This is a genomic window from Pantoea sp. SOD02 (genome assembly GCF_024707505.1).
Lineage (GTDB): Bacteria > Pseudomonadota > Gammaproteobacteria > Enterobacterales > Enterobacteriaceae > Pantoea > Pantoea symbiotica.
Map to the genome: position 1 here is coordinate 525,851 of NZ_CP102605.1, position 25,122 is coordinate 550,972.

Below are 25,122 nucleotides of genomic sequence, written 5' to 3' on the forward strand. Positions count from 1 at the left end.
TGGAAGAGGCTAGCTGCATTAGCCTCCTCCACAGGGAATTAATCCTGCTCTTCAGCAATCAGCGTCAGTTTTTCGTCGGTGGCTTTTTCTTCTTCCAGCGTTTCACCCAATAACTTCGCGGCTTCCTGATAATCCAGTTTCAGGGCTAACGCGCGCAAAGTACCGTAGGTGGCGATCTCATAATGTTCAACCTTCTGCGCAGCACCGATCAATCCGGCATCGCAAACCGGCCCTTTCTCCACTTCATCGATGATCTCCTGCGCTTCTTCAGCCAATCCTTCCAGCGCATGACATTTCATCCGTTTGATCTGCACACCTTCAGTGAGCTCAACCAGTTGATCGATACGTTCAATTTGTCCGCGCGTCTCTTCCAGATGCTGTTTAAAGGCCGCAACCAGATTAGGATCGGTGGCTGCACGAATCATTTTTGGTAACGCTTTAGTGATCTGTTTTTCTGCGCTGTAAATATCCGAGAGATCATGCACAAACAGATCGTGCAGTGTTTTAATCGTCATAATATTGCCTTTTGATAAAGTAGGATGTCAGGTAGGTAAAACGTGGGCGAGAAGGAATAATAGATTGCGCCGACACATAAGACTGACTTAATTCTGGCGGACATTACACAATTAACAAGCGAAGCCTTAAAAATAAACACCACGCATTGTTTAATTCATTGCCAGAATTAAAGGAGGTCAAGCGGAGACATAATCATGAAAAAGCCAAGGCAACCCGAACTCAGCGGTGAAATTATTCACGAACGTGCTTTACTCCCACTCGGTTTAATTTCTCTTTACGAAGTCATCTTCAATAACGGCAAATATGCCGTTATGCGACTGGATAAAGATCAACCATTTCATCAGGGTGACATTTTTAAACGAATAAATGATCGCTGGTATTGTGATGAAAAATTAATACATCCACTGGGATTTCAGTTTGTCGATCGGGCTGAAGCGCAGCGGTCATTTATCGAATATGAGCGATAATATTATATTGCTGTTTTCATATTATAGAGTGAACAGTGGCAAGCTGGTTCGGTTGCGCGGGAGGCAATGACATCCAGAAATTAACCCCCATGCTGGTCTCATATTCTGCGTGTGACTCAAGGAAAATATGCTCACCGCTGCGCGACTGCCCGCCGTAAAGCCAGCCGCCCTGCACCTCGCCATTATCAAATTGCACAATGCACTCCTGCTTGTAGCCCGGCGCTTGTTCATTTAAATCAATCCATTCAAGAATATGGCGCATGCGTCTATACCTCAGCAATAAACAGTGATTTACAGTGCGGGCACAACATAGCCTGCCCGCGCGCTTGTTTTAAGGACGATTGCGGGCAGAATTTTTTACACACTGGACACTGCGTTTTTATTTCCCGGCGCGATAAGCCTTCTAAAAATTGATTTAACCAGCTCATGATTTTTTCCTTTTTCAGTTAACTTATTCTAACACACCTCACTTTTTTCACTGCAACTAACACTTGACAACATTGTTAATGATCTTCAACCCCATCATTACGCTCAGTTAAATATTTTAAATTAACTTTTATCTTATAAAGCCAAACGTTAAATCACTTTAAGGCTATACTCAGAAAAGATAGATATTTCCCTCGCCCTTTCTTATACCGTCAATCTTCCTGTTGATAGTGCTGACTTTTATAATCCATTGGATTTTTTGCGACGCCATTATGAAAAATAAAATTCCCACCGGATCAATCATCGGCAGTAGTGCGCTTCCAGCAACGGCACGCGCTAGTCTTGAATTATTGCCTGACAGCGGCATCTATCAGGCGAACCGGCCAGACGTTTTTTCCGAACAGCAAATGGCAATATATGGCGAGCGACTGGCAAAGACGCATCATCTTTCTGACGCCAAAAAAAGTTATAAATTATTGCAGCGGCTGACTGAAAACGAACAGGCGCTGATAAAAAGCGCAGAAATATTAAGTACCGGTGATAAGCGTAATCTGACGCCGGCTGGCGAGTGGCTTTTAGATAATTTTTATATCATCGAAGAACAAATTCGTATGGTACGCCATCTTTTGCCGACCAAATTTGGTCAGGGTTTACCCGCGCTTGAAGAGCCCGCCCACGCTTTACGTATTCAGGCGATTGCTGATGAGATGATCAGTCACAGCGACGGCCGCTTAGAATCGACGGTGCTGGCGACTTTTATTCATGCTTATCAGCGGATTACGCCGCTGCTGATGGGAGAACTGTGGGCGCTTCCCGCCATGCTGCGTTTTGCGCTGCTCGATAACCTCGCGCGCATTGCGCAAGGCGTTGCCGAGATCCATCAGGAGCGAAGCCAGGCCGAAGCGTGGATAAATGAGATCGTTCATCACTCCGCTAAAGACGCCACGCGGGTGATTCAGGTCATTGCCGATATGGCGCACAAAAACAGCCAGCTTTCAGGCGCGTTCGTCGCTGAACTGGCGCGCAAGCTGAATGGTCAGAATCACTCGCTAGCGCTGACGTGGGTGGAGCAACATCTGCTGAATACCGGGCGCAATACTGCGGATGTGATTGAACAATTTAACCGTCAGTTGGCACTGAGCCAGCTCTCAGTAAGTAACAGCATTGCCGGATTGCGCCAGCTCGGCGAAATCAACTGGCAGGATTTAGTCGAATCACTCAGTCTGGTTGAGCAACTACTGCTAAAGGATCCTGCCGGCATTTATCCGCAGATGCATTTTGACAGCCGCGATCAGTACCGACACGTGGTGGAAGAGCTGGCGCGTCAGAGCGCGTTTGATGAACTTAGCGTGGCTAATCAGGTGCTGGCGCTGAGTCATCAGCCCGAATTACCACCGCGCCAACAGCATATTGGTTACTTTTTGCTGGATAAAGGACGCGCACAGCTTGAGCAACAGTTAAAGCCGCGCCGCTCCTGGCTCAATCAGGCGCGTCACCATCTCAGCCAAACACCGCTGCTCTCCTGGCTTGGCAGCCTCACCTTATTGACCACCGCCTTCAGCGCCGAAGCGCTGTTTTTCACCCATCAGGCCGGGATGTCGGTGGTGCTGTGGCTGTTGCTGGTACCGGCGGTGATCATCATCAGCAGCCAGCTCGCCTTACAACTGCTCAGCGAAGTGACAACCCGCACCCGCCATCCGGTTCCCCTTCCGCGACTCGATTATGAGCTGGCGGTGCCGGATAGCGATCGCACCTTGGTGGTGATCCCTTGCTTGATCAGCAGCAAACACGGCACCGATACGCTGCTTCGCTCGCTGGAAACCAGCTATCTCGGCAATGCGCTCGACAACATCACCTTTGCGCTGCTGGCCGACTTCACCGACAGCGTGGACGAACATCAGGTTGATGATGATGAAATCATTGGTTACGCAGTGCTGAAAATTCAGGCGCTTAACCGCCGTTACAGCAGCAAGTCGCACCACGATGTGCTGTTTTCGCTGCTGCATCGTAATCGGGTGCATAACCCTTCGCAGGGCGTTTGGATGGGTTATGAACGCAAGCGCGGCAAACTGCATGCGCTCAATCGCTGGCTGCAAGGTGAAGCGGAGATGTTTAACGTTATCGTCGGTGCCAGTCAGGCGCAGATGCGCACGGTGAAATACGTCATCACGCTTGATGCCGACACCATTCTGCCGCGCGAAACCGCACACAAGCTGATTGGCATCATGGCGCATCCACTTAATGCGCCGGTATTTGACGATCGCCTGAACCGCGTGGTGGAAGGCTACGCCATTCTGCAGCCGCGTCTGGCGGAAGAGATCCCGCCCTTTGGGCAAGGCCGCTACGCGCGGCTCTCCAGCAGCGTACCGGGCAACGACGCCTATTCATCGATGTCTTCCGATATCTATCAGGATCTGTTTGGCGAAGGTTCGTTTGTCGGCAAAGGCATTTACGATGTGGCGGCCTTCACTCGCGCGACGCGCAATACCTGCCCGGAAAATCTGGTGCTGAGTCACGATCTGCTGGAAGGCTGTTACGCGCGTTCCGGCGTGGTCAGCAATGTGGTGCTGTATGAACACTATCCCGACAACTATCTCAGCGATGTCGCGCGGCGTTTCCGCTGGGTGCGCGGTGACTGGCAGCTGCTGAACTGGTTAAAACTGCGCGTACGTCTCGAGGATGGCGGTTATCAGGCCAATCCGCTAAGCGCGCTTTCGCGCTGGAAATTGTTCGATAACCTGCGTCGTAGCCTGGTGGCTCCTGCCTTGCTACTGCTGATGTTTCTGGCCTTCACTTGGGTAGCGAATCCGCCGTTTTGGCTCGGCTGTATTGCGCTGTTCCTGCTGCTGCCCAGCGTGCTTGCACTGAGCATGGAAGGCATGCGCAAAAGCAAGAAGCGCGCCTGGCAACATCATCTCACTATTTTGTCCTCGGATGCCTTGATGCGCCTGAGCCGCGCAGGACTGACACTGGCGGCATTGCCACATGAAAGCTACTGGTCGCTGAAAGCGATCATCGTCACGCTGTGGCGATTGAACGTTAGCGGGCAGTTTCTCCATGAATGGAAAAGCGCGTCGGCGGGCAGTTCATCGCCCACGCCGTCACTGCGCCATTTTTATCAGGCGATGTGGTTTAATACGGCGGCAGGCGTTGCACTGTCACTTTTAACCGCGTTGATCAATCCACAACTGATCGCATTAGCGCTGCCGCTTTCCTTGCTGTGGCTGATCACGCCGTGGCTGTTATGGCAGTTGAGTAAACCGGCGCAATCGCGGCAGAAAAAACTCTCCGCAGAGCAGCAGCAGTTTTTGCGCCAGACCGCGCGCCATACCTGGGCATGGTTTGAAGATTTCGTCATCGCCGAGCATAACCACTTGCCGCCGGATAACTTCCAGGAAGTGTTGCAGCCGGTGGTGGCGCACCGTACTTCGCCGACCAATATCGGTCTGTCGCTGCTGGCTAATTTAACCGCGTGGGATTTCGGCTACATCACGCAGAAGCAGGTAATTAGCCGTTCGCTCGCCACGCTGGATAGCCTCGATCGCATGGAGCATTTCCGTGGACATCTCTACAACTGGTACGACACTTACACGCTAAAACCGTTAAATCCACGCTACGTTTCTACTGTCGATAGCGGCAACCTCGCTGCGCACCTCGCCACTTTGCAAGCGGGCCTTGCGCAGTGGAAACATCTGCCAGTAATCGCTTTACCGGTGATCATGGCTGGTCTGAATGACACCTTGATGCTGGCCAAAGCGCAAATGGGCACAGAGCGTCACGATCGTTGGGATGAGCTAGCCGAGCAGTTTGTTGCGCTGCAACAAGTCGCACCCGCCGCGATTGCCAATCATCTTTCATCGCTGATCGCGCTGAGTGAAATTCTGCTGGCACAGCTCAAGCTGCCGCCGTCGCAGGTGAAATGGTTTGAACGCTTTATCCATCAGCTCAGTGATTTCCAGCAAGAGTGGATGCGCTATTTCAGCTGGATCGGGCCGGATGATGTGCTGCCTGACGCTTTGCCCTCGTTGCTGTGGCTAAGTGAATTAAAGCTTCATCGTCCCGGCCTTAATGCTCAGCTCGCCGCTTCCGTGATGTGGGCCGCGCGAGAACGCATGGCGACCTTGCTGGAGCTGGAAGGACGTCTGGAAGATCACGCTAAAATGGACTTCCGTTTTCTCTATGTTGAAAAAAACGCGCTGCTCAGCGTCGGTTACAACCTCGACAGCGGCCTGCTCGACAAAGGCCATTACGATCTCTTCCCCTCCGAAGTGCGCCTGACGCACTACTACGCCATCTCCGCCAATCAGCTGCCGGTAAAAAGTTGGTTCGTACTGGGCCGCTTGTTTACCCAGCTGGATAACAAACCTGCGGTGATGTCGTGGAGCGGCTCAATGTTTGAGTATCTGATGCCGCATTTGGTGATGCCGGTTTACCCGGATACGCTGCTGGAGAAAATGGCGCTCTCGGCGGTGAAGCAGCAGATCGCCTCTGGCGACGCCGCACAGATTCCGTGGGGCGTTTCCGAATCGGCCTATGCCGCTTTTGATGACAACCAGAACTATCAATACAAAGCCTTTGGTACGCCCGAGTTGGGACTAAAACGTGGCCTCAATAATGACCATGTGGTGGCGCCCTACGCCTCGCTGCTAGCGCTAATGGTGCTGCCGCATCAGGCCAGCGACAACCTGATGCGGCTAAAAAAAATGGGTGCCTGCGGCAAATACGGTTTCTACGAAGCGCTTGATTTCACCGCACATCGGCTGGCGCGCGGTCAGCAATTTGTCGCGGTAAAAACCTACATGGCGCATCACCAGGGAATGGGTTTTCTGGCGATCTCGCATCTGCTGCATGAAGCGCCGATGGTGGCGCGGTTTATGTCCAGCGCGCGCTTTCAGTCTTCTTACTTACTGCTGCAGGAGCGCGTGCCGGATGACATTGAGCTGTATACGCCGCGTCGTCAGTTTGTTGACACCAGCGAGATCAAGCCGCGTTCGGACACGCCTGAACTGCGTGAGTTCAGCGGTTCGGCTGCGCACTTGCCGCAGCTGCAGCTGCTGTCGAATGCCAATTATCATGTGATGGTGACGCAATCCGGCACCGGTTACAGCCAGTGGAAAGGATTGGCGTTAACCCGCTGGCGCGCCGATGGCACCAGCAATCAACACGGCATCTTCTGCTATATCCGCGATCGTCAATCCGGCGAGCTGATCAGCCCGACGTTCCAGCCGAGCGGCGATGCGCGACCGCAACACATTGCGCGCTTCACCGATGCTGGCGCTGAGTTCGAGTCGCGCGCTGAAACCCTCAGCACGCACACTCTTGTTGTGGTGTCGCCAGAAGATGATGTGGAGATTCGCCGCATCGTCCTCACCAACCATTCACGCCAGCTGCGTGAGATTGATATCACCAGCTATGCCGAAGTGGTGCTCGCCTCCGCCGCCAGCGATATGGCGCATCCGGCGTTCAGTAACCTGTTTGTGCAAACCGAGATTGTTACCGAACTGGAAGCCATTTTGGCGCATCGCCGCCCACGTGATGAGAAAACCGAGCCGGTATGGATGTTCCACGCGCTGCTGATTCACGGCACCAGCGAGCGTGATACGCATTATGAAACCGACCGCGCGCGGTTTATTGGTCGCGGCAGAACCACCGCCAATCCGCAGGCTATTGCAGCGGAAGGCGTACTCAGCGGCAGCGCCGGTGCGGTGCTCGATCCACTGATGTCGATTCGGCAGAAAATCGCGCTCAAACCGGGTAAATCCATCACCCTCGATCTGGTGTACGGCGTCACTACGCAGCGTGACGCCTGCCTTGGGTTGATTGAGAAGTATCGCAACAATGTCTATGCCAATCGGGTATTTGAAATGGCGGCTTCGCACAGTCAGGTGGCGCTGCGACAGCTGAATATCCTCGCAGAAGATGCCAGTTTGTATAACCAGCTCGCCAGCGCGGTGATCTTTGCCAGCCCTGAAATGCGCGGCGACAGCCAGCGTATGCAGCAGAATCGTCTGGGGCAAACCTCGCTATGGCGCTACTCCATTTCAGGCGATCTGCCTATCGTGCTGGTACGCATCGAAAACGGTACGCAGCTTAGCCTGGTGAGCAATCTGATCAAGGCGCATCAATACTGGCGTCAGAAAGGATTAACGGCGGATTTGGTGATCCTTAACGGCGAGCAAGGCGGCTATCAGCAGCTGTTGCAGAATCAGCTGATCAAGATGATTTCATCCGGCGAGGTGCAGTTGCTGGCAGACAAGCCGGGCGGCATCTTCCTGCGTCAAAGCGATCACTTTGCGGCCGAGGACGTTACGCTGTTACTCAGCGTGGCAGCCGTGGTGCTGGAAGGCCGCAATGGCAGTTTGGCCGATCAGTTGACGGTGCTGTTAAAACCGCAGCCGGTTGCGCCGCCTTCCCGCTTCCTGCCACATAAACAGGCCTTTCCTGCGCCCGCTCGCCTCGCCGCAGCGGAAACCTTGCAGCTGTTCAATGGCACCGGCGGCTACAGCGTCGATGGCAGTGAATATCACATTCTGCTGTCCCCACATCTTCAGACGCCCGCGCCCTGGTGCAACGTGCTGGCGAATAAACAGTTTGGCAGCGTGATCTCGGAAAGTGGTCAGGCCTACACCTGGTTTGAAAATGCGCACGAATACCGCCTGACGCCGTGGCACAACGATCCGGTCAGCGATACGTCGGGCGAAGCCTTTTATCTGCGCGATGAGGAGAGCGGCGATGTCTGGTCGCCAATGCCGCTGCCGATGCGTGGCAATGGTGATTATTTAACGCAGCACGGCATGGGTTACAGCCGCTTTGTGCATCAGGAGCAAGGCATTCGCAGCACGCTCACCACCTTCGTCGCGAGCGAACAGGCAGCAAAAATCACACTGATCCAACTGAGCAATCTGTCGGGCAAAACGCGACATCTGTCGATCACCGGTTACGTCGAATGGGTGCTGGGTGAGCTGATGAGCCAATCTGCCCGCCACGTGCAAACCTCATCGGCGATAGTGGCCGATGGCAGCGCCATTCTGGCGATGAATCCGTATACCAGCGCCGGATCGACGTGCACCGCATTCTTCGCCGCATCAGGCAATCAGATTGCTTTCAGCGGTAATCGCCTTGAGTGTCTGGGCCGCAATGGTTCAACGCGTAAACCCGCGATGATGCAAGCGCGTGGCTTATCGGGCAACACTGGTGCGGGGCTCGATCCCTGCGCCACCTTGCAAACGCTGACCAGCTTAATTGATGGCGACACGCGCACCTTGGTGTTTGTGTTAGGCGCGGCGGAAGATACAACATCGGCGCTGACGCTAATGCAGCAATTTCTTCCCAGCGAACAGGCGGAAACCGAGCTGGCAAAAGTGCAGCAGCAATGGCGCGGTCTGTTAAACAAAGTCGAGGTGCAAACGCCCGATGCGGCGGTGAACCTGCTGGCGAACAATTGGCTGCTGTACCAAACGCTGGCCAGCCGTTTGCTGGCGCGCAGCGGTTATTATCAGTCGGGCGGCGCGTTTGGCTTCCGCGATCAGTTGCAGGACACGCTATCGCTGACCCACGCCGCGCCACACTTGTTGCGCGATCAGCTGGTGCTGTGCGCGTCCCGTCAGTTCCTCGAAGGCGATGTGCAGCATTGGTGGCATCCACCGGCCGGACGCGGCGTGCGTACCCGCTGCTCGGATGATTATCTCTGGCTGCCCTTTGTACTTTGCCACTACATCACCGCCACTGAGGATCTTGCGCTGTTAGAACAGCCGATTGCCTATCTTGAAGCGCCGCTGCTCGCGGCCGAAGAGGAGTCGGTTTATAGCCTGCCCAACGTCAGTCAGCTGCAGGAAAACCTGTGGCAGCATGGCTTACGCGCCATCCAGCATGGTCTGAGATTTGGCGAGCATGGTTTGCCGCTGATGGGTTCTGGCGACTGGAATGACGGCATGAGCGAAGTCGGGATTGCTGGCAAAGGCGAGAGCGTCTGGCTGGGCTTTTTCCTCTACAGCGTGCTCACACGCTTTGCCGCGCTCTCCACACGTATCGGGCAAACGGAAGCCGCTACGTTGTGCGAACAGCAGGCTGCAAAGCTGAAAACGGCACTGAATCAGCGCGCCTGGGATGGTGGATGGTTCCTGCGCGGCTACTTCGATAACGGCGAAACTCTGGGTTCTCAACGCAACGCCGAATGCCGCATTGATGCCATCGCGCAGAGCTGGTCGGTACTTTCCGCTGCGGGCGATCATGATAAATGCGTCTCGGCAATGCAGGCGCTCGATCAGCAGTTAGTTGATAGCGATAACGGCCTGATCAAGCTGCTGACGCCGCCGTTTAATGGCGTCGGTCCCAATCCGGGATACATTCGTGGTTATCTGCCCGGCATTCGCGAAAACGGCGGGCAATACACGCATGGCGCGCTGTGGGCGATTATGGCGTTCGCGGAAATGGGCCAGGTCGATCGCGCATGGGAATTGCTGGCGCTGATCAATCCGATCAATCACAGCCTTGATGCGCATGCTGTTGCAACCTACAAAGTCGAACCTTACGTGATGGCGGCGGATGTCTACAGCGCCGACAACCACCAAGGTCGCGGCGGCTGGACGTGGTACACCGGATCGGCGGGCTGGACGTATCAGCTGGTCATCGAAACGCTGCTTGGCATCACGCGCCACGGCGATAAATTGCGGCTGCGTCCACGTCTGCCTAAGGCGTGGCCGGGCGCGAAGGTGATTTATCATCAAGATGCCGCGCGCTATGAGATTGAGATGCTGCGTACGCCAGGCGCTTATCAGCTGTGGCTGGATGATGAGCGAAGTACGGATGATGCCATTACGCTCAGCGGCGAAGCTGCGATTCATCAGGTACGAATTCATCTCGCTGAGTAGCAATCACTGCGGTCATTAGTTTTCACCATAGCCAGCAGTGGAAAATATCGCAGCGCCCTGCCAGCGGCTATTTTAGGGTAATTCTCCCCTACAAGGAGAATGACTAATGAGCCTCTTATCACCCGGTAATCGCCGGGATTTTCTTTCCGCTGGCATGAAACTCACCGCCGCAGGCACCTTACTCAGCACGGGCATGAGCCGCAGCGCTCAGGCGGCGGCAACCTGCCAACCCGCCAATGCCAGCCGCGTTGATGCCACGCACTATCTGCTGCGCAATGTGCGCCTGGAAAAAGCTTTTATCCGCAAACAGGACGTGATTACCGCCACGCGCACCGGTTTATATGATGTCGAGGTGAATGCCGGCAATATTGCCGCCGTTCATCCCGCAGGCGTCAGCCTTAATCTGCCCGCATGGGACGCCGCCGGTTATCTGCTGCTGCCCGCCACGCGCGATATGCACATCCATCTCGATAAAACCTTCTACGGCGAAGGCTGGCGTGCCCCGCTGCCGCGCCATAGCGTGATCGATATGATTCATCAGGAAGAGCAGATCCTGCCCGAACTGGTGCCGACTTCTGAAATCCGCGCCGAGAAACTGATTGGCCTGCTGCAATCGAAAGGCAGCAGTTCCGCACGCAGCCATTGCAACATCGATCCGGTCAGCAAGTTACAAGGTCTGGAGCATCTGCAGCAGGCGATTGCTAACCATCGCGACGATTTTCACGCCGAAATTGTCGCCTTCCCGCAGCACGGATTACTGCGCTCAAACGTTGAAGGCATGATGCGCGAAGCGATGAAGATGGGCGCGAACTATGTCGGCGGGCTGGATCCGACCAACGTCGACGGCGCGATGGAGAAGTCGCTGGATACCATGTTTAGCATCGCGCTCGATTTCGCCGCCCCCATCGATATTCACCTGCACGAAACCGAACCGCACGGCGTGGCGGCGATTCGCTACATGCTGAAAACGGTGCGTGATAATCCGCAACTCAAAGGCAAAGTGACCATTAGTCACGCTTTCGCGCTGGGTTCGTTACAGGGTAACGAATTGGCGGCGATGATTGAGGAATTGAAAGAGCAGCAGTTCAGCATCGCTACTACCGTGCCGATTGGCCGGGTGATCATGCCGTTGCCGCAGTTGCGTGCCGCTGGCGTGCCGGTGTGGTCGGGCACTGACACCATCGCCGATCACTGGCAGCCGTTTGGCAGCGGCAGCATGCTGGAAAAAGCCAACGTCTATTCGCAGCTTTATCGTGGGCCGGATGAGTTTTCGCTCAGCCGCGCGTTAGGTATCGCTACTAACGAAGTATTGCCGCTGAATAGCCACGGCGAGCAGCAATGGCCGAAAGCGCAGGATCACGCCACCATGATGCTGGTTAACGCCAGCTGTTCTGCGGAAGCCGTTGCGCACATTGCGCCAGTGATGGCGACGTTCTATAAGGGTAAGCAGACATTTGGTGGATTGGCGAAGATGTAGACATCATGCAAATACCGTAGCGGCGCGATTTATCGCGCTCTTTTGACCTTTTCACCGCAACCAAATTAGTGCCCGATTATTTTTCCGTCGGGTTCGCCTTCATGCGCGCCAGGTTGCCATGAATGGCAACCCTACGGGATTTGTAGCGATGGTGAGTCAGGAAAATGCATAGTCGCTGCAGCGCGGGTGTTGAGGCGACATCCTAACCCGCTGAGCGAATGAGGGATTCCAGGGCGAGCCGCATGGGTGCGGCGAGAGGTGGCGCTGAGCAGGAGCGAATCGACACCGGTCCGTCAGGAATCGTGAATGAGTGAAGGTACCGCGTAGCGGCGGGTTGGGCTGGCGCAGGGCCCGGGAGTGCAGAGGGCTCGGCCAGGCGTCCTCTGCTCGGTCGCCGCACGAAGGTGCTGCAACTGCCTCAGCACGAGGCGAACGAAAGTCGCTCCGCGCTTAACTGAGCGGCATTACGCAATAAATTGCGCCGCTACGATTCGTGCGGACGAGAAATGATGCACCGGCTGGGTGCATGCTCTGCTTCATTTTTGCGTTTTACTCCTGGTAACGCCTCCAGCATCTATCTATAAGGCCATCCGCAGACTGGCGCGTTTCTTGCGTGTAACAAATTGTGACTTATCGTTCCCTTTCGTCCAAAGAGGTCTGCGCTATGGAATTGAAATGGTTTGAAGATTTTCTCAGTGTCGCCCGCTGTTACAGTTTTACCCGCGCCGCCAATGAGCGGCATATCACGCAATCGGCGCTCAGTCGGCGCATCCGCCAGCTAGAAGAGTGGCTGGGCGTGCCGCTGTTTGACCGCAAAACCTATCCCGTCACCTTAACGCCGGAAGGCCAAACCTTTCTCGCCACCGCCAGCGAAACGGTATTCTCCATGACGCATCTGCGTAACGATCTGCATCAGCGCTACAGCTCACGTACCGCCGTGCTGCGCTTTGCGATGCTGAATACCCTTTCGCTGACCTTCTTTCCCGACTGGATCCAGCGGCTCAATTTGCAGCCGCACCTCAGCTATATCCGCTTATGCAATCAGAAGCCGAGCTTCGTCGAACACATTTCCACTCTGCACAGCGGTGAAACCGATTTCCTGCTGACCTACGCCAACGATGCGGTTTCCTTAATCCACCAGCTGGCGGCTTACCCGATGATCCAACTGGGCCGCGAGCGCGCTATCGCCGTGTGTCGTCCCGACAGCAGCGGCAAACCGCTCTATCCGGTACGCGCTGACGGCGGCCCAATTCCGTGGCTGAGTTACGGCCAGCACACCTTCTTCGCCCACGCGCTGGCGCAGATGCTAAGTAAACGGCCGCTGCCGCTGGAAGCGGTGTATGAAAACGGCATGTCGGTGAACCTCAAAGCGATGGTGTTGGCTGGTGCGGGTGTGGCCTGGCTGCCGCTGAGTTTGATCCACGAAGAGCTGGCCAGCGGCAATCTTGTGCGTGCCGATGAAAGCAGTTGGGATATCTCGCTGGCAATTCGGCTTTATCGTCAGCCGGTGCTGCAAAACCCGCAGGCAGAACAGCTGTGGCTGCGCGCTTGCGCCAGCGATACGGCAGACGCCGCCTGATGGCAAACTATGCAATTTTGGAATGGGGAGTGTGAATTGCTCATTGGCCTAACGCTGTTGTTTTCCTCCATGCTGCGAGTTCAGAGAGGCTGCCGCCTCTGGCGATACCTGACCAACCAAGCTGAGGACCATGATGGAAAACAAAGCGTTAGTGTGGAAATGGGTGGAGACACATCAAGCGGACTTTTGTGATCTGAGCGATCGCGTTTGGGGCATGCCGGAAATCTGTTATACCGAATATCGCTCGGTGGCGGAGCATACCGCGATGCTGAAACAGCAAGGCTTTCGCGTCACGGAGAACGTGGCTGAGATTCCCACCGCCGTGATGGGCGAAGCCGGTGAAGGTGGGCCGATCATCGCGTTTCTTGGCGAATACGATGCGCTGCCGGGCCTGAGCCAGGCGGCTGGTGTTGCGCACTATTCGCCGATGCCGGGCAACGGTCATGGCCACGGTTGCGGGCATAACCTACTGGGTTCAGCCGCTATGCTGGCGGCAACGGCGTTGAAAGCGTGGCTGGAAGAAACTGGCGTGCCGGGTCGCGTACGCTATTACGGCTGTCCGGCAGAAGAAGGCGGTGCAGCAAAATCCTTTATGGCACGCGCCGGTGCCTTTGATGGCGTCGATGTCGCTATTACCTGGCATCCGAGCGCGCACCATGAAGTCGCCAAACCGCTGTCATTAGCCAACACGCGTATGGATTTTGCCTTCAGCGGCAGATCGTCACACGCCGCCGCCTCGCCACATCTCGGGCGCAGCGCGCTGGATGCCGCTGAACTGATGAACGTCGGCGTGCAGTTTTTACGTGAACACGTGCCGCAGGATTCGCGCATTCACTACGCTTTTCTTGATGCTGGCGGCGTCGCGCCCAATGTGGTGCAGGCCAAATCCACCGTACGCTACGCGATTCGTTCGCGCGATGTGCACGCCATGTTTGATCTCAATGAGCGCGTTAAGCGCGTGGCCGCTGGTGCGGCAATGATGACCGATACTCAGGTCGATATCAGCATCATGAGCGCCGTCTCCAATCTACTCGGCAACCGCCCGCTGGAACAGGCGATGCAGTTCAATCTAGAAGCGCTGGGCCCGGTGCCGTTTGACCAGGCCGACCTCGCCTTTGCCGCCGAAATTCAGGCCACCTTAACGCCCGAAGAGATCGACAACTGTTATCGCAAAACCGGCGTAAAACCCGCCAATCCTAAACCACTCAGCGACTACATCATCCCGCTGGATACTCACGGCGAAGTGATGATCGGCTCCACCGATGTCGGCGATGTCAGTTGGGTGATCCCCACCGTGCAGGCACACGTGCCGACCATGGCAATTGGTACGCCCGGCCACTCATGGCAGCTTACCGCGCAGGGCAAAATGCCCGCGGCGCACAAAGCGCTGGCGCATGTCGCCAAAGTGATGGCAGCGACGGCGGTGGATGTGCTGACCGATAAAATGCTACTGGCGCAGGTGAAAAAAGCGCACTTCGAACAGGTGAGCGAGAAACCGTATCACTGCCCGATCCCTGCGGAGGTTAAGCCGCCAATTCAGCCACGCCCGGACCATCTGTAACCGCTCAGGAGAGAAGCATGACGATGAAAACACTCACTGCCGCCATCGCGCTGGCAGCAGGTTGCTGCGCCGCTTCGCAGGCCGCCACGCCGCCCGACTCGCTGGTGATGGCATGGAACATTGACGCCATCAGCACCTGGGATCCGGCACAAATTGGTGAAGTGGTGACCAGCGAGATTTACTCCAATACCTGTGACACGCTGGTGGATTTTCGCGTCAGCGATGAAACTCAGCTCGATCCCGGCATGGGGAAAAGCTGGGACGTTTCAGCCGATCGTAAAACCATCACCTTTCATCTGCAGGACAACCTGAAGTTTGCCGACGGCTCACCGGCGACGGCAGGCGACTTAGCCTGGTCGATGCAGCGTGTGGTGAAACTCGGATACGGCAACGCCGCCGCCATCAAGGAGTACGGCTTTAGCAAAGAGAATGTCGATAACCGTATCACCGCGCCGGATGATAAAACGCTGGTGATGAGTTTCGACAAAGCCTATCCCACCAATCTGGTGCTGCAGGCGATTGCCGCCAATAACGTCTCATCGCTGCTGGATCGCAAACTGCTAGAGAAGCAAGCGGTGGACGGCGATCTCGGCCACAAATATCTCTCCACCCACACCGCGTGCGTAGGTCCGTATCAGTTGGTGCGCTGGAACGCCGGTGAAGGCGTGGTGTTACAAGCCTCACCCAACTACTGGGGCAAACCGCCGCTGCTGAAACGCATTCTGATCCGCCACGTCGCCGAAACCGGTACACAGCGTTTGCTGGTGACGCAAGGTGATGTGGATATCGCGCGCGATCTGTCAGCCGATGACCTGAAAACGCTGGATGAAGGTGGCAAGGTTAAAGTGGAAAAGGTGCTAAAACCGCAGCTGTTCTTCTGGACCTATAACAATGAAGACCCGATTTTCAAAAATGAAAAAGTGCGTCTGGCGATGCGTTATCTGATCGATTACGACGGCCTCGGCAACAGTGTGATGCCTTATCTCGGCGTGCCGCGCGCCAGCTTTGTGCAGCAAGGGGCCTTTGGCGCGCTGGATGCCAAACAAGGACAGCCCTTCCATCTCGATTTAGACAAAGCGAAACAGCTGCTGACCGAAGCGGGCTATCCCAACGGCTTTAGCGCCTCGGTGCTGTTTGGCACGCTGCCGCACTCGGCGCCGATCGCCCAAAGCATCCAGCAAAACGCCGCCAAAATTGGCGTGAAGCTCAACCTTGAACGTATGGCGAATGCGCAGCTGTTTAGCCGCGTGCGCGGCCGCGAGTTCCAGAGCGCGATGATGGCGTGGCAAACCTCGGTGCCGGATGCCTACGGCAACGCTTCGCGTCTGGTTTATAACCCGGATAACAGCAAAGAGGCGCGCGCCACGCAGTATCCGAGCTGGCGAGCCGCCTATTTCGATCCGCAGATGAACCAGAAAGTGGAGACCGCGCTGCTGGAGCCGGACGACAGCAAACGCAGCGCGCTGTATGCCGATTTGCAGAAAGAGCAGATGCAGAAAGGCCCGATGGCGATCATGTTCCAGATGTACAACAGCGCGGGCATTAACGCCGTGGTGAAGAACTGGACGTGGAACGGTTTCCGCGTTTGGTACGGTGACGCAAGTAAATAATGGAGGTGGCTGATGTCTCAGGTGATCTCACCGCTCGCACAGAACACACCTTCCGCTGGCTGGCGTCTGTTGCGACGCCTTTCTAAGGGAGTTATTTCGATCGGTTGCACGCTGTTGGGGCTGGCCGCACTCACCTTCTTTATTGGCCGTTTGCTGCCGATCGATCCGGTGGTAGCGATCATCGGGGATAACGCCAGCCAGGAAGCGTACGACAAGATGTTCCAGCAGCTCGGCCTCGATCAGCCGCTGTGGCAGCAGTTTGTCGCTTACGTCTGGCAGCTGCTGCATCTTGATTTTGGTATCGCGCTCACCACCAGCCATCCGGTGGTACAGGATATCGCCCGCGTGTTTCCCGCCACGCTGGAGCTGGCAACGGTGGCGGCGATTATCGGCGTGGGACTGGGCGTACCGGCGGGCGTGCTCTCCGCCATGTATCGCAACACCTGGTTCGATCATCTGATGCGCTTTGTCGGTTTGCTCAGCTACTCCACACCGCACTTCTGGCTGGGACTGATGGGTTTACTGCTGTTTTACGCCACGCTGGGCTGGATTGGCGGCCCCGGACGCATCGATTTCATCTACGAGTTCGATCTGCAACCGGTGACCGGCTTTTGGCTGATTGATAGCGCGCTGAGCGGCAAATGGGAGGTGTTCCGCAACGTGTTGGGTCACATCATTCTGCCCGCCTCGATTTTGGGTCTCAGCGCTCTCGCCTATATCAGCCGCATGGTGCGCAGCTTCATGCTGGAGCAGCTTTCGCAGGAGTACATCATCACCGCGCGGGTGAAAGGTTTGTCGTGGGCGCATTGCGTGTGGATACATGCGCTGCGCAACATCGCGGTGCCGACCTTGACCGTGGTTGCACTGTCGTGGGCCTGGCTGCTGGAAGGCGCGGTGCTCACTGAAACGGTGTTCGCCTGGCCCGGATTTGGCCGCTACCTCACCAATGCGCTGCTGGCCGGCGACATGAATGCGGTGGTTGGCTGCACCTTGCTCATCGGCGCTATCTTCGTTGCCCTCAACCTGCTGTGCGATCTGCTCTATCGCCTGTTTGATCCCCGCACGCGTCAGGAGGAACCATGACCGATTCCGTGAACAAATCCCCGGCGCTGCCCACCTCGCGGAACTTACGCGCCTGGCTGCGCGATCCGGCACCGCAATCGCCGTTGCAGGCACAAGTGCAGCTGATGTGGATTCAGTGGCGCCGCTTTTGCGCCAATCACTCCGCGCTGTTTGGTCTGCTGGTATTGATGGTGATTATCGCTGCCGCGCTGCTGGCACCGTGGATCGCCAGCCACGATATCTACGCACAAAATCTGGCGCTGCGCCTGCAACCCGCCAACGCTGATCATTGGCTCGGCACGGATGAGCTGGGCCGCGATATCTACAGCCGCCTGCTGTATGGCGCACGCATCACGCTGTATATCGCCGGGCTGACCGCCTTGATTATTACGCCGCTCGGGCTGCTGGTCGGCACCACCGCCGGTTATCTCGGCGGTTGGGTCGATACCGTTCTGATGCGGCTGGTGGATATTTTTCTCGCCTTTCCCAGCCTGATTCTGGCGCTGGCGTTCGTCGCCGCGCTTGGTCCCGGCATCGAGAATGCCATCATCGCGATTTCGCTCTCATCGTGGCCGCCGATTGCGCGTCTGGCGCGCGCCGAAACGCTGGCCATCCGCAAAATGGATTACATCGCTGCCGTGCGCTTACAAGGCGCATCGTCGTGGCACATCATCGTGCGCCACATCGTGCCGATGTGTCTGCCTTCCGTGGTGGTGCGCGTCACCCTCAATATGGCGGCGATTATCCTCACTGCCGCCGGACTCGGTTTTCTTGGCCTCGGCGCACAAGCGCCGAGCCCGGAATGGGGTGCGATGCTGGCTTCCGGGCGTGAATTCATGCTTAACAACGGCTGGGTTGCCGCCATTCCCGGTTTAGCCATCCTGTTCACCAGCCTCGCCTTCAACCTGCTGGGTGATGGCCTGCGCGACGTAATGGATATTCGCCATGACTAATTCCCTGCTTCAGGTCAAGAACCTGAATATCGTATTCCGCAGCGCGCACGGCGAACAGCATGCGGTGCGCGACGTCAGCTTTCAGGTCGGTCGTGAAAAAGTGGCGATCGTCGGCGAATCGGGCTCAGGCAAGTCACAAACCTGCCGCGCATTGCTGAAGCTGACGCCGAAAATCGGCCACGTCAGCGCCGATCAGATGCAGTTTGGCGATATCGACCTGCTCAGCTGCAGCGAAAAGCAGATGCGCGCCATTCGCGGCAATCGCATCTCAATGATCCTGCAGGATCCCCGCTTCTCACTGAACCCGCTGATGCGCATCGGCGATCAGGTGGCGGAAGCCTGGCGGCTGCATCGTCGCGTCAGCAAAGGCGAAGCACGACTGCGGGCGCTGGCGATGCTGGAATCGGTGCATATTCGCGATGTCGAGAGCGTCGCGCAGCGCTATCCGCATGAAATCTCCGGCGGTATGGGACAGCGCGTGATGATTGCCATGATGCTAATCCCGGAGCCGGATTTGATCATTGCCGATGAACCGACGTCGGCGCTGGATGTAACGGTGCGCCAACAGGTGTTGAGCATTCTCAACGAGCAACTGGCGCGCCGCCAAACCGGGCTGCTGTTTATCAGCCACGACCTCAATCTTGTGTCGCGCTTCTGTGACCGCGTGTTGGTGATGTACGCCGGGCGCATCGTCGAAGAGATCCGCGCCGACCGCCTTGAACAGGCGCAACATCCCTATACGCAAGCGCTGTTAGCCAGCCAGCCGCGTTTGCATCAGCCGGTTGAGATGCTGCGCGTGCCGCTACGTGAAGCCAGCTGGCTTAACGGTCCCTGCTACCGCGATGGAGTGGCGCTATGAATATGATCCCAACGGCAGAACGCAGCATTGAACTGGTCGATCTCACCATCGCTTTCGGCAGCGGAACGCGTCGTCGTCAGGTGGTGGATGGCGTGAGTTTTACGCTGGCGCACGGCGAAAGTTACGGCCTGATTGGTGAATCCGGCTGCGGCAAATCGACAATTTTGCGCGCGCTGGCTGGCCTCAATCACGATTATCACGGCCATATTCTGTTCAATAACCGCGAGCAGCAGCCCCAGCGCGATAAAGCTTTTTATCGCCAGGTGCAGATGGTGTTTCAGGATCCGTATGCCTCACTGCATCCGCGCAAAATGGTGTGGGCCAGCCTGCGTGAACCGCTCAAGCTGCACGGATTGGATCGCCATGAAGCGCGCATCAGCGAGGTATTGCACGCGGTGGGACTTTCCGATGCCTTCCGTTATCGCTATCCGCATCAGCTCTCTGGCGGACAGCGGCAACGCGTGGCGATCGCGCGCGCGTTGATTCTTGAGCCCTCGGTGCTGCTGCTGGATGAACCGACGTCGGCGCTGGATGTGTCGGTGCAAGCGGAGATCCTCAACTTACTCAGCAACATGCGCCGCCAGCGTGGGCTGACCTACCTGATGGTGACGCACGATTTAGCCGTAGTTACGCATCTGTGCAGCCGTATTGGCATCATGCATCACGGCAAACTGCTGGAAGAGCTGAGCGCCGACAACGTGCGGCAAGGGTTGACGCAGGAAAACTACACGCGTGAGTTTCTCGCGGCCAGCGAGGCCTGACTTTGAGGATTCGATCATGACACTTATTGAAACGCTGGCGCAGTGGTGCGCCACGCCGCCCGTCTTCTCGCCTCGCGCACGTCAGCTAGCCTGCGATGCCATTGCCGATACGCTCGGCTGCATGGTCGCGGGACGCAATGATTTCTCAACCCGCGCGGTGCTGCAAGCCTGGCCTGAACAGCCACGCACCCGCTCGCTGGATGCGCTGTTTAACGCCACCGCCGCGCACGCCATCGATTATGACGACAACTTTGCGCCCGGCATGAGTCACGCCTCGGCGGTGCTGGTGCCCGCACTGCTAGCAGTGGCGCAACAATGCGATGGGGCGCAGCTTATCCGCGCTTACCTGATTGGCCTGCAGGCACAGGCCTTTGTGGGCGAGTCGATTGGCTATCAGCACTACACCGCCGGCTGGCACGGCACATCCACCGTCGGCTGCATCGGCAGCGCGGCGGGCGTTGCGGCGCTGCTGGGCATGGATGCGGCGGGCATTGCGCGCGCACTCAGCATCGCGGTGAGTCTCGCCAGCGGTGTGAAAGGACAGTTCGGCACGCCGCTCAAACCCTTTCATGCCGGAATGGCCGCACGTAACGCCGTCGATGCCGCGCTGCTGGCGCAAACCGGCATGCAAGGCCGCGCTGATATCATCGAATGTGCGCAGGGTTTTGCCGAGTTGTACGCAGGGAAACTCAGTGTTTCCGCGTTGCCTGGTGAAAATGAACACATTATTGAGCGCGTCGGCGTGATGCCGAAAAAGCATCCGTGCTGCGGTTCAACGCATCGTATTCTCGACGCCATTGCCGATTTGCAGCAGCGCCAGACGCTATCACTGGACGATATCGAAAGCGTGCATTGTCAGGTGGGCATCGCCAACTGGCGCAACCTCGCCTACACGCAGCCGCAGGACGAAATGCAGGCGCGCTTCTCGATGCAATATTGTGTGGCGATGATGCTGGAAAAAGGGGCGCTGAGCGTCACTGACTTTACCGCGCAAAGCGTGCGGGCGCAGACGGATAACGCGCTGAAGGCAAGTATCAGCATGTCGCCGTGGACGGCAGAACAGGAAGCGGAAAGCCGCGATTTACCGCACATTCTCACATTGCGCTTTAAAGATGGCCGCGAAGTAGTGCATTCACGTCGACATGCGCGCGGCGCGCACGATGAACCTTTTAGCGCAGCGGAGCGCGAGGCGAAATTTCATGACTGCTGTGCGGATTTGCCTAACGCTGGGAATATCTATCAGCAACTGATGCAACTCGAACAACAGCATGATTTGGGGTTTATGCGTGAGTTGATGGTGTGAGTTGATGGTGTGAGTTTTTGCTGTTGGTCGCCATGAATGGCGCCCCTACAACGAGTGCGCATTCATGCGCACCAGGTAAACATAGTCAATTTAGGCATTTGCCTGGAGCAGTCCTTTTCCTTAGCTTGAAATCATCAACAGGAGAGGAACTTATGACAGCATCAGCATTACCTGTGGCGATTGTCACCGGCGGCAACAGCGGTATTGGCCTGGAAACCGTGAAGTTATTGGCAGCGGATCATCAGGTTTACGCCATCGGTCGTAATCAGCAAACATTGCAGGCTTTGGAACAGGTCACTAACGTCATTCCGCTGGCGTTGGATATCACGGATTTTTCTGCCGTGGCCGCGTTCACCGCCACGCTGGATCGGGTTGACGTGCTGGTGCATTCGGCGGCGATCTCGATACTCAGCACCACCTTCTCCGCCACGCCAGAACTGTGGCAACAGCACCTGAATATTAACGTCATCGCGCCTGCTGAACTCACGCGTTTAACCTTGCCAGCCCTGCGCGCCTCGCAGGGCAAAGTGGTGTTTATCAACTCCGGTTCGGGAACGCTGGCGTTAGCAGGACACGTTATTTACTCCGCCTCGAAATTTGCTCTAACCGCGCTGGCGCATGCGCTGCGTAGCGAAGAGAGCGAACATGGCGTGCGGGTCGCGACAGTCGCGCCAGGCCCAACCGATACGCCGATGAATCAGGCCTCGCGTGCCCGCGTGGGCAACCATGCGCCGATCAATCCGCTGGAATATCTCGATGCAGCTTCAGTGGCACGCGCCGTACGCTTTATCGTGGACAGCCCGGAAGATACGCAAATTGCAGATATTGTGATTAGGCCTCGAAGGGATAAAGCAAAACGTTAATTTTCCCGACACAAAAAATATTATTACGGCAGCAAAATTAATCTCTCAAAATGGTATTTATGCAAATCTCGCATCCACCGATAGAAGTACTAATTCGGTATTTTTATTATTCAAGGTGTGAGCATGCGATTGAAAGATTTAGGGGTTGGCAGACGACTGGGATTAGGATTTGTCTGTCTGTTGGCTTTAATGGTGGTGATGGTTTCTTTAGGTTTACTGCGTCTAAAGGAAGTCGGCGACAAAACGGAGGTCATGATTCATCAGCAGTTAGCCAAAGAACGCTGGGCGATGGAGTTAGCCATCATCATTCGTTCGAATAGTGCCAATACTATGACATGGATGCGTACCAGTAATCAGTTATTGCGCAGCAGTATTGAGCAAAATTTTGCCACCGACGGAAATCGTTATAGCGAGATCATGTCGCAGCTTGAATCAACCGTGAAGAGTGAGCGCGGACGTTCATTAGTCAGCGATATCAAACAGGCACGAGCCGAATATATTGCATTGCGTAATGAGGGTTTAAAACTCGCTGCTAATGCCAGCATGGCCGAAGTTGATCAGTTTATAAACGTGCACTGGATGGAAGTAGTTGACGCATACAGCAATGCAGTCGATGCGCTCCTGAAACATCAACAACTACGTATCGACGAAGAATATCTGCAAATTCGTGCAGCAGAGCATGCAGGTGAAACAGCTTTAATCGTCATTGCGCTCATTGCTTTCATCTCCAGTTTGCTGCTGGCGTACTTGATTACCCGCAGCATCACGCGACCACTGCGTGAAGCGGTTGAGATAGCAAAAAATGTTGCAGCAGGTGATTTAACCTCAAACATCATCGTTGATTCCAAAGATCAACTTGGAGAGCTCAAAGCGGCGCTGAGAGATATGACAAGTAGTTTGCGCGATGTGTCTGAAGGCATCATTAACGGCAGTAGCGCGATTTCCCAGGCATCAAATGAAATTCTTTCGGCCAGTAATGACCTTGCTTCACGCACTGAGGAGCAAGCAGCAAGTGTTGAGCAAACTGCAGCTACACTTCAGCAGATCTCTGCGACCAGCAAAAATACTGCTGATCATGCCGCGAGAATGCATACCTATATGCAGGAATCAGGAGAAATCGTGAATGAAAACGGTTCACTGATGGCTCAGGCGACATCGCGCATGAGTGCCATCAAAACATCTTCTGAAAAGATGGCGGCAATCACTGAAGTGATTGATGGTATCGCGTTCCAAACCAATATTTTGGCATTAAACGCGGCGGTAGAAGCGGCACGTGCCGGTGAACAAGGTCGTGGTTTTGCGGTAGTGGCGTCTGAAGTCCGGGCGCTGGCGCAACGCTCTGCTGGTGCATCGAAAGAGATTCGAACGCTAATCGATGACTCTTCGGAGAGAATTATGGGTGGCCAGGATTTGGTGGCTAAAGCTCATAACGGCATGAATACCATTGTCGGTAAAGTTGAAAACATGCAAATGCTAATACGTGATATCTCTTCGGCTTCACTTGAGCAAAGCGAGGGGATTTTGCAGCTCAACGACGCCATGGGATTGATTGACAGTACCAGCCAGCACAACGCTTCAATGGTGGAGCAGGCAGTTGCAGCCACGGCTTCATTGCAGGATCAGGCGGATAAGCTGCGTAATCTGGTCGACTTTTTTAAATTAAAATAATTCTTCAAACGTAGCGTCTTCGAGGCTGCCATCCGGCGGCCTTTTCTTTTTTTAAATTTTTTTAGCAATATTCTCACCGCTCATTCGTCTACCTCATCACCAGCAGTTATCCGTTAATCTAATGAGGACAAAATAATGAGAGATTTTGATATGCACAGACACGGTCATCGTGATCATTTTGGCGGCCATCGCCTGGCGAAGCCGCTGCTGATGGGCGCGGTAATTATCGCCGCACTGGGCTTGTTGGTGATGTCGCTGTGGAATGCGTTGCTGCCCGGCATCATCGGTGTGAAAAGCATCGGCTTCTGGCAAGCACTGGGTTTGCTGGCATTGTGCCGCATCTTGTTTGGCGGTTTGGGATTCCGTCCGGGGATGTTTGGTATGGCGCGTCGCCGCATGCATGAACGTTGGATGCAGATGACGCCGGAACAGCGCGAAGAGTTTATGCAGCATCGCCGCAATCGCTTTGGTCATCGTGGCCACCACGATCGTTGCGACTGGCATGGTCGTCGTGATGAGCGAGGCGAAGCGCGCCCACAGCCGGAGAATAACCCGCCTAAATCCAGCGACGCCGAGTAAGCGCGATGGCGCAGAATTCACTGCTGATGTCGGCAATCACCGCCTGTCGCACCAAGCTAAATGCATTTATTCGCGGACGAACCGCAGTGCGTGAAGATGCCGACGATATCTTGCAGGAAGTCACTTATAAGCTGATGCAAGTGGAGCAGCCGGTGGAGAATGTCGCCGCCTGGCTGTTCCGGGCGGCACGCAATGAAATGACCGATCGGGCACGGAAAAAGCGTGAGCTGCCGCTGGCCGATTTTTTCGGCGGCAATGAAGAGAATGATTTCCCGGAAGATGAGCTGGCAGAAACTTTATTTGGTGTGCCACAAACGCCGGAGGATGAATATCTCAAAACGCTGCTGTGGGAAGAACTGGAGGCAGCGTTAGCCGAATTACCGGACGCGCAGCGTGAGGTGTTCGAGAAAACCGAACTACTCGGCTACAGCTATAGCGAACTGGCTGAAGAGAGCGGCAGCAGCGTGCAGACGTTATTATCGCGCAAGCACAAAGCGGTTTTATTTCTGCGCACGCGACTGCGCAACCTGTATGACGAAATAACCGGATAACCCGATTGCCTGGCAAT

At 55.7% G+C, this 25,122-nt stretch carries 18 protein-coding genes; 15 read left to right on the forward strand and 3 right to left on the reverse strand.

The window, feature by feature from the left end; translation table 11 throughout:
• Positions 1-38 precede the first annotated feature (38 nt).
• Positions 39-515 carry a ferritin-like domain-containing protein gene (locus NR302_RS21930; RefSeq protein WP_154157075.1) on the reverse strand — a complete coding sequence of 159 codons (477 nt, stop codon included), beginning with the start codon at positions 513-515 and terminating at the stop codon, positions 39-41.
• Positions 516-710: 195 nt separating this feature from the next.
• Between NR302_RS21930 and NR302_RS21935 the strand changes: the two genes are divergently transcribed.
• Positions 711-983 carry a hypothetical protein gene (locus NR302_RS21935; protein ID WP_008102022.1) on the forward strand — a complete coding sequence of 91 codons (273 nt, stop codon included), beginning with the start codon at positions 711-713 and terminating at the stop codon, positions 981-983.
• A gap of 16 nt (positions 984-999) precedes the next feature.
• Here NR302_RS21935 and NR302_RS21940 read toward each other — a convergent pair whose 3' ends face one another.
• Together NR302_RS21940 and NR302_RS21945 are read right to left on the reverse strand one after the other, a co-directional pair.
• Positions 1,000-1,245 (reverse strand): hypothetical protein, encoded by a 246-nt coding sequence (locus tag NR302_RS21940; RefSeq protein ID WP_008102024.1) that lies wholly within the window; start codon positions 1,243-1,245, stop codon positions 1,000-1,002.
• Positions 1,246-1,249: 4 nt separating this feature from the next.
• Positions 1,250-1,411: a YnfU family zinc-binding protein gene (locus NR302_RS21945; protein WP_008102026.1), complete on the reverse strand. Its 162-nt coding sequence runs from the start codon at positions 1,409-1,411 to the stop codon at positions 1,250-1,252.
• Between the two features lie 270 nt (positions 1,412-1,681).
• Here NR302_RS21945 and NR302_RS21950 point away from each other — a divergent pair, with 270 nt between their 5' ends.
• The 14 genes from NR302_RS21950 to NR302_RS22015 all read left to right on the forward strand — a co-directional run bounded on the left by NR302_RS21950 (position 1,682) and on the right by NR302_RS22015 (position 25,105).
• Positions 1,682-10,279 (forward strand): GH36-type glycosyl hydrolase domain-containing protein, encoded by an 8,598-nt coding sequence (locus NR302_RS21950; protein WP_258145273.1) that lies wholly within the window; start codon positions 1,682-1,684, stop codon positions 10,277-10,279.
• A gap of 106 nt (positions 10,280-10,385) precedes the next feature.
• Entirely contained in the window at positions 10,386-11,756 is a 1,371-nt protein-coding gene (locus NR302_RS21955) for an amidohydrolase (RefSeq protein WP_258145274.1), read from the forward strand.
• A gap of 664 nt (positions 11,757-12,420) precedes the next feature.
• Positions 12,421-13,335, forward strand: coding sequence for a LysR family transcriptional regulator (locus tag NR302_RS21960; protein ID WP_258145275.1), 915 nt, complete (start codon positions 12,421-12,423; stop codon positions 13,333-13,335).
• Positions 13,336-13,468: 133 nt separating this feature from the next.
• On the forward strand, positions 13,469-14,896 hold the full coding sequence (locus tag NR302_RS21965; protein WP_258145865.1) for a M20 family metallopeptidase: 1,428 nt from the start codon (positions 13,469-13,471) through the stop codon (positions 14,894-14,896).
• Positions 14,897-14,913: 17 nt separating this feature from the next.
• The gene (locus NR302_RS21970) at positions 14,914-16,506 is read left to right on the forward strand and encodes an ABC transporter substrate-binding protein (RefSeq protein ID WP_258145276.1); all 1,593 of its coding nucleotides are present in this window, start codon (positions 14,914-14,916) and stop codon (positions 16,504-16,506) included.
• A 12-nt stretch (positions 16,507-16,518) separates the two neighbouring features.
• Positions 16,519-17,589: an ABC transporter permease gene (locus tag NR302_RS21975; RefSeq protein WP_258145277.1), complete on the forward strand. Its 1,071-nt coding sequence runs from the start codon at positions 16,519-16,521 to the stop codon at positions 17,587-17,589.
• The gene (locus tag NR302_RS21980; protein WP_258145278.1) at positions 17,586-18,521 is read left to right on the forward strand and encodes an ABC transporter permease; all 936 of its coding nucleotides are present in this window, start codon (positions 17,586-17,588) and stop codon (positions 18,519-18,521) included. Before NR302_RS21975 ends, NR302_RS21980 begins: the two co-directional genes overlap by 4 nt.
• Positions 18,514-19,380: an ABC transporter ATP-binding protein gene (locus tag NR302_RS21985; protein ID WP_008106785.1), complete on the forward strand. Its 867-nt coding sequence runs from the start codon at positions 18,514-18,516 to the stop codon at positions 19,378-19,380. The genes NR302_RS21980 and NR302_RS21985 overlap by 8 nt, the downstream gene beginning before the upstream one ends.
• Complete coding sequence (locus tag NR302_RS21990; RefSeq protein ID WP_008106788.1) at positions 19,377-20,141, forward strand: ABC transporter ATP-binding protein; 765 nt, start codon at positions 19,377-19,379, stop codon at positions 20,139-20,141. Before NR302_RS21985 ends, NR302_RS21990 begins: the two co-directional genes overlap by 4 nt.
• A gap of 16 nt (positions 20,142-20,157) precedes the next feature.
• On the forward strand, positions 20,158-21,444 hold the full coding sequence (locus NR302_RS21995) for an MmgE/PrpD family protein (protein ID WP_258145279.1): 1,287 nt from the start codon (positions 20,158-20,160) through the stop codon (positions 21,442-21,444).
• A 152-nt stretch (positions 21,445-21,596) separates the two neighbouring features.
• The gene (locus NR302_RS22000) at positions 21,597-22,307 is read left to right on the forward strand and encodes an SDR family oxidoreductase (protein ID WP_258145280.1); all 711 of its coding nucleotides are present in this window, start codon (positions 21,597-21,599) and stop codon (positions 22,305-22,307) included.
• Positions 22,308-22,430: 123 nt separating this feature from the next.
• Positions 22,431-23,975: a methyl-accepting chemotaxis protein gene (locus NR302_RS22005; protein WP_258145281.1), complete on the forward strand. Its 1,545-nt coding sequence runs from the start codon at positions 22,431-22,433 to the stop codon at positions 23,973-23,975.
• A gap of 135 nt (positions 23,976-24,110) precedes the next feature.
• Positions 24,111-24,554, forward strand: coding sequence for a hypothetical protein (locus NR302_RS22010; protein WP_061719254.1), 444 nt, complete (start codon positions 24,111-24,113; stop codon positions 24,552-24,554).
• Between the two features lie 5 nt (positions 24,555-24,559).
• Entirely contained in the window at positions 24,560-25,105 is a 546-nt protein-coding gene (locus tag NR302_RS22015) for an RNA polymerase sigma factor (RefSeq protein WP_258145282.1), read from the forward strand.
• The last annotated feature ends 17 nt before the right edge of the window (positions 25,106-25,122 follow it).

Coding starts and splice junctions, on each gene's coding strand:
- NR302_RS21945 (WP_008102026.1), bottom strand. CDS start 1,411: ATGAGCTGGTTAAATCAATTTTTAGAAGGCTTATCGCGCCGGGAAATA.
- NR302_RS21975 (WP_258145277.1), top strand. CDS start 16,519: ATGTCTCAGGTGATCTCACCGCTCGCACAGAACACACCTTCCGCTGGC.
- NR302_RS22000 (WP_258145280.1), top strand. CDS start 21,597: ATGACAGCATCAGCATTACCTGTGGCGATTGTCACCGGCGGCAACAGC.
- NR302_RS21990 (WP_008106788.1), top strand. CDS start 19,377: ATGAATATGATCCCAACGGCAGAACGCAGCATTGAACTGGTCGATCTC.
- NR302_RS21960 (WP_258145275.1), top strand. CDS start 12,421: ATGGAATTGAAATGGTTTGAAGATTTTCTCAGTGTCGCCCGCTGTTAC.
- NR302_RS22010 (WP_061719254.1), top strand. CDS start 24,111: ATGAGAGATTTTGATATGCACAGACACGGTCATCGTGATCATTTTGGC.
- NR302_RS21935 (WP_008102022.1), top strand. CDS start 711: ATGAAAAAGCCAAGGCAACCCGAACTCAGCGGTGAAATTATTCACGAA.
- NR302_RS21940 (WP_008102024.1), bottom strand. CDS start 1,245: ATGCGCCATATTCTTGAATGGATTGATTTAAATGAACAAGCGCCGGGC.
- NR302_RS21955 (WP_258145274.1), top strand. CDS start 10,386: ATGAGCCTCTTATCACCCGGTAATCGCCGGGATTTTCTTTCCGCTGGC.
- NR302_RS22015 (WP_258145282.1), top strand. CDS start 24,560: ATGGCGCAGAATTCACTGCTGATGTCGGCAATCACCGCCTGTCGCACC.
- NR302_RS21995 (WP_258145279.1), top strand. CDS start 20,158: ATGACACTTATTGAAACGCTGGCGCAGTGGTGCGCCACGCCGCCCGTC.
- NR302_RS21985 (WP_008106785.1), top strand. CDS start 18,514: ATGACTAATTCCCTGCTTCAGGTCAAGAACCTGAATATCGTATTCCGC.
- NR302_RS21965 (WP_258145865.1), top strand. CDS start 13,469: ATGGAAAACAAAGCGTTAGTGTGGAAATGGGTGGAGACACATCAAGCG.
- NR302_RS21970 (WP_258145276.1), top strand. CDS start 14,914: ATGACGATGAAAACACTCACTGCCGCCATCGCGCTGGCAGCAGGTTGC.
- NR302_RS22005 (WP_258145281.1), top strand. CDS start 22,431: ATGCGATTGAAAGATTTAGGGGTTGGCAGACGACTGGGATTAGGATTT.
- NR302_RS21980 (WP_258145278.1), top strand. CDS start 17,586: ATGACCGATTCCGTGAACAAATCCCCGGCGCTGCCCACCTCGCGGAAC.
- NR302_RS21950 (WP_258145273.1), top strand. CDS start 1,682: ATGAAAAATAAAATTCCCACCGGATCAATCATCGGCAGTAGTGCGCTT.
- NR302_RS21930 (WP_154157075.1), bottom strand. CDS start 515: ATGACGATTAAAACACTGCACGATCTGTTTGTGCATGATCTCTCGGAT.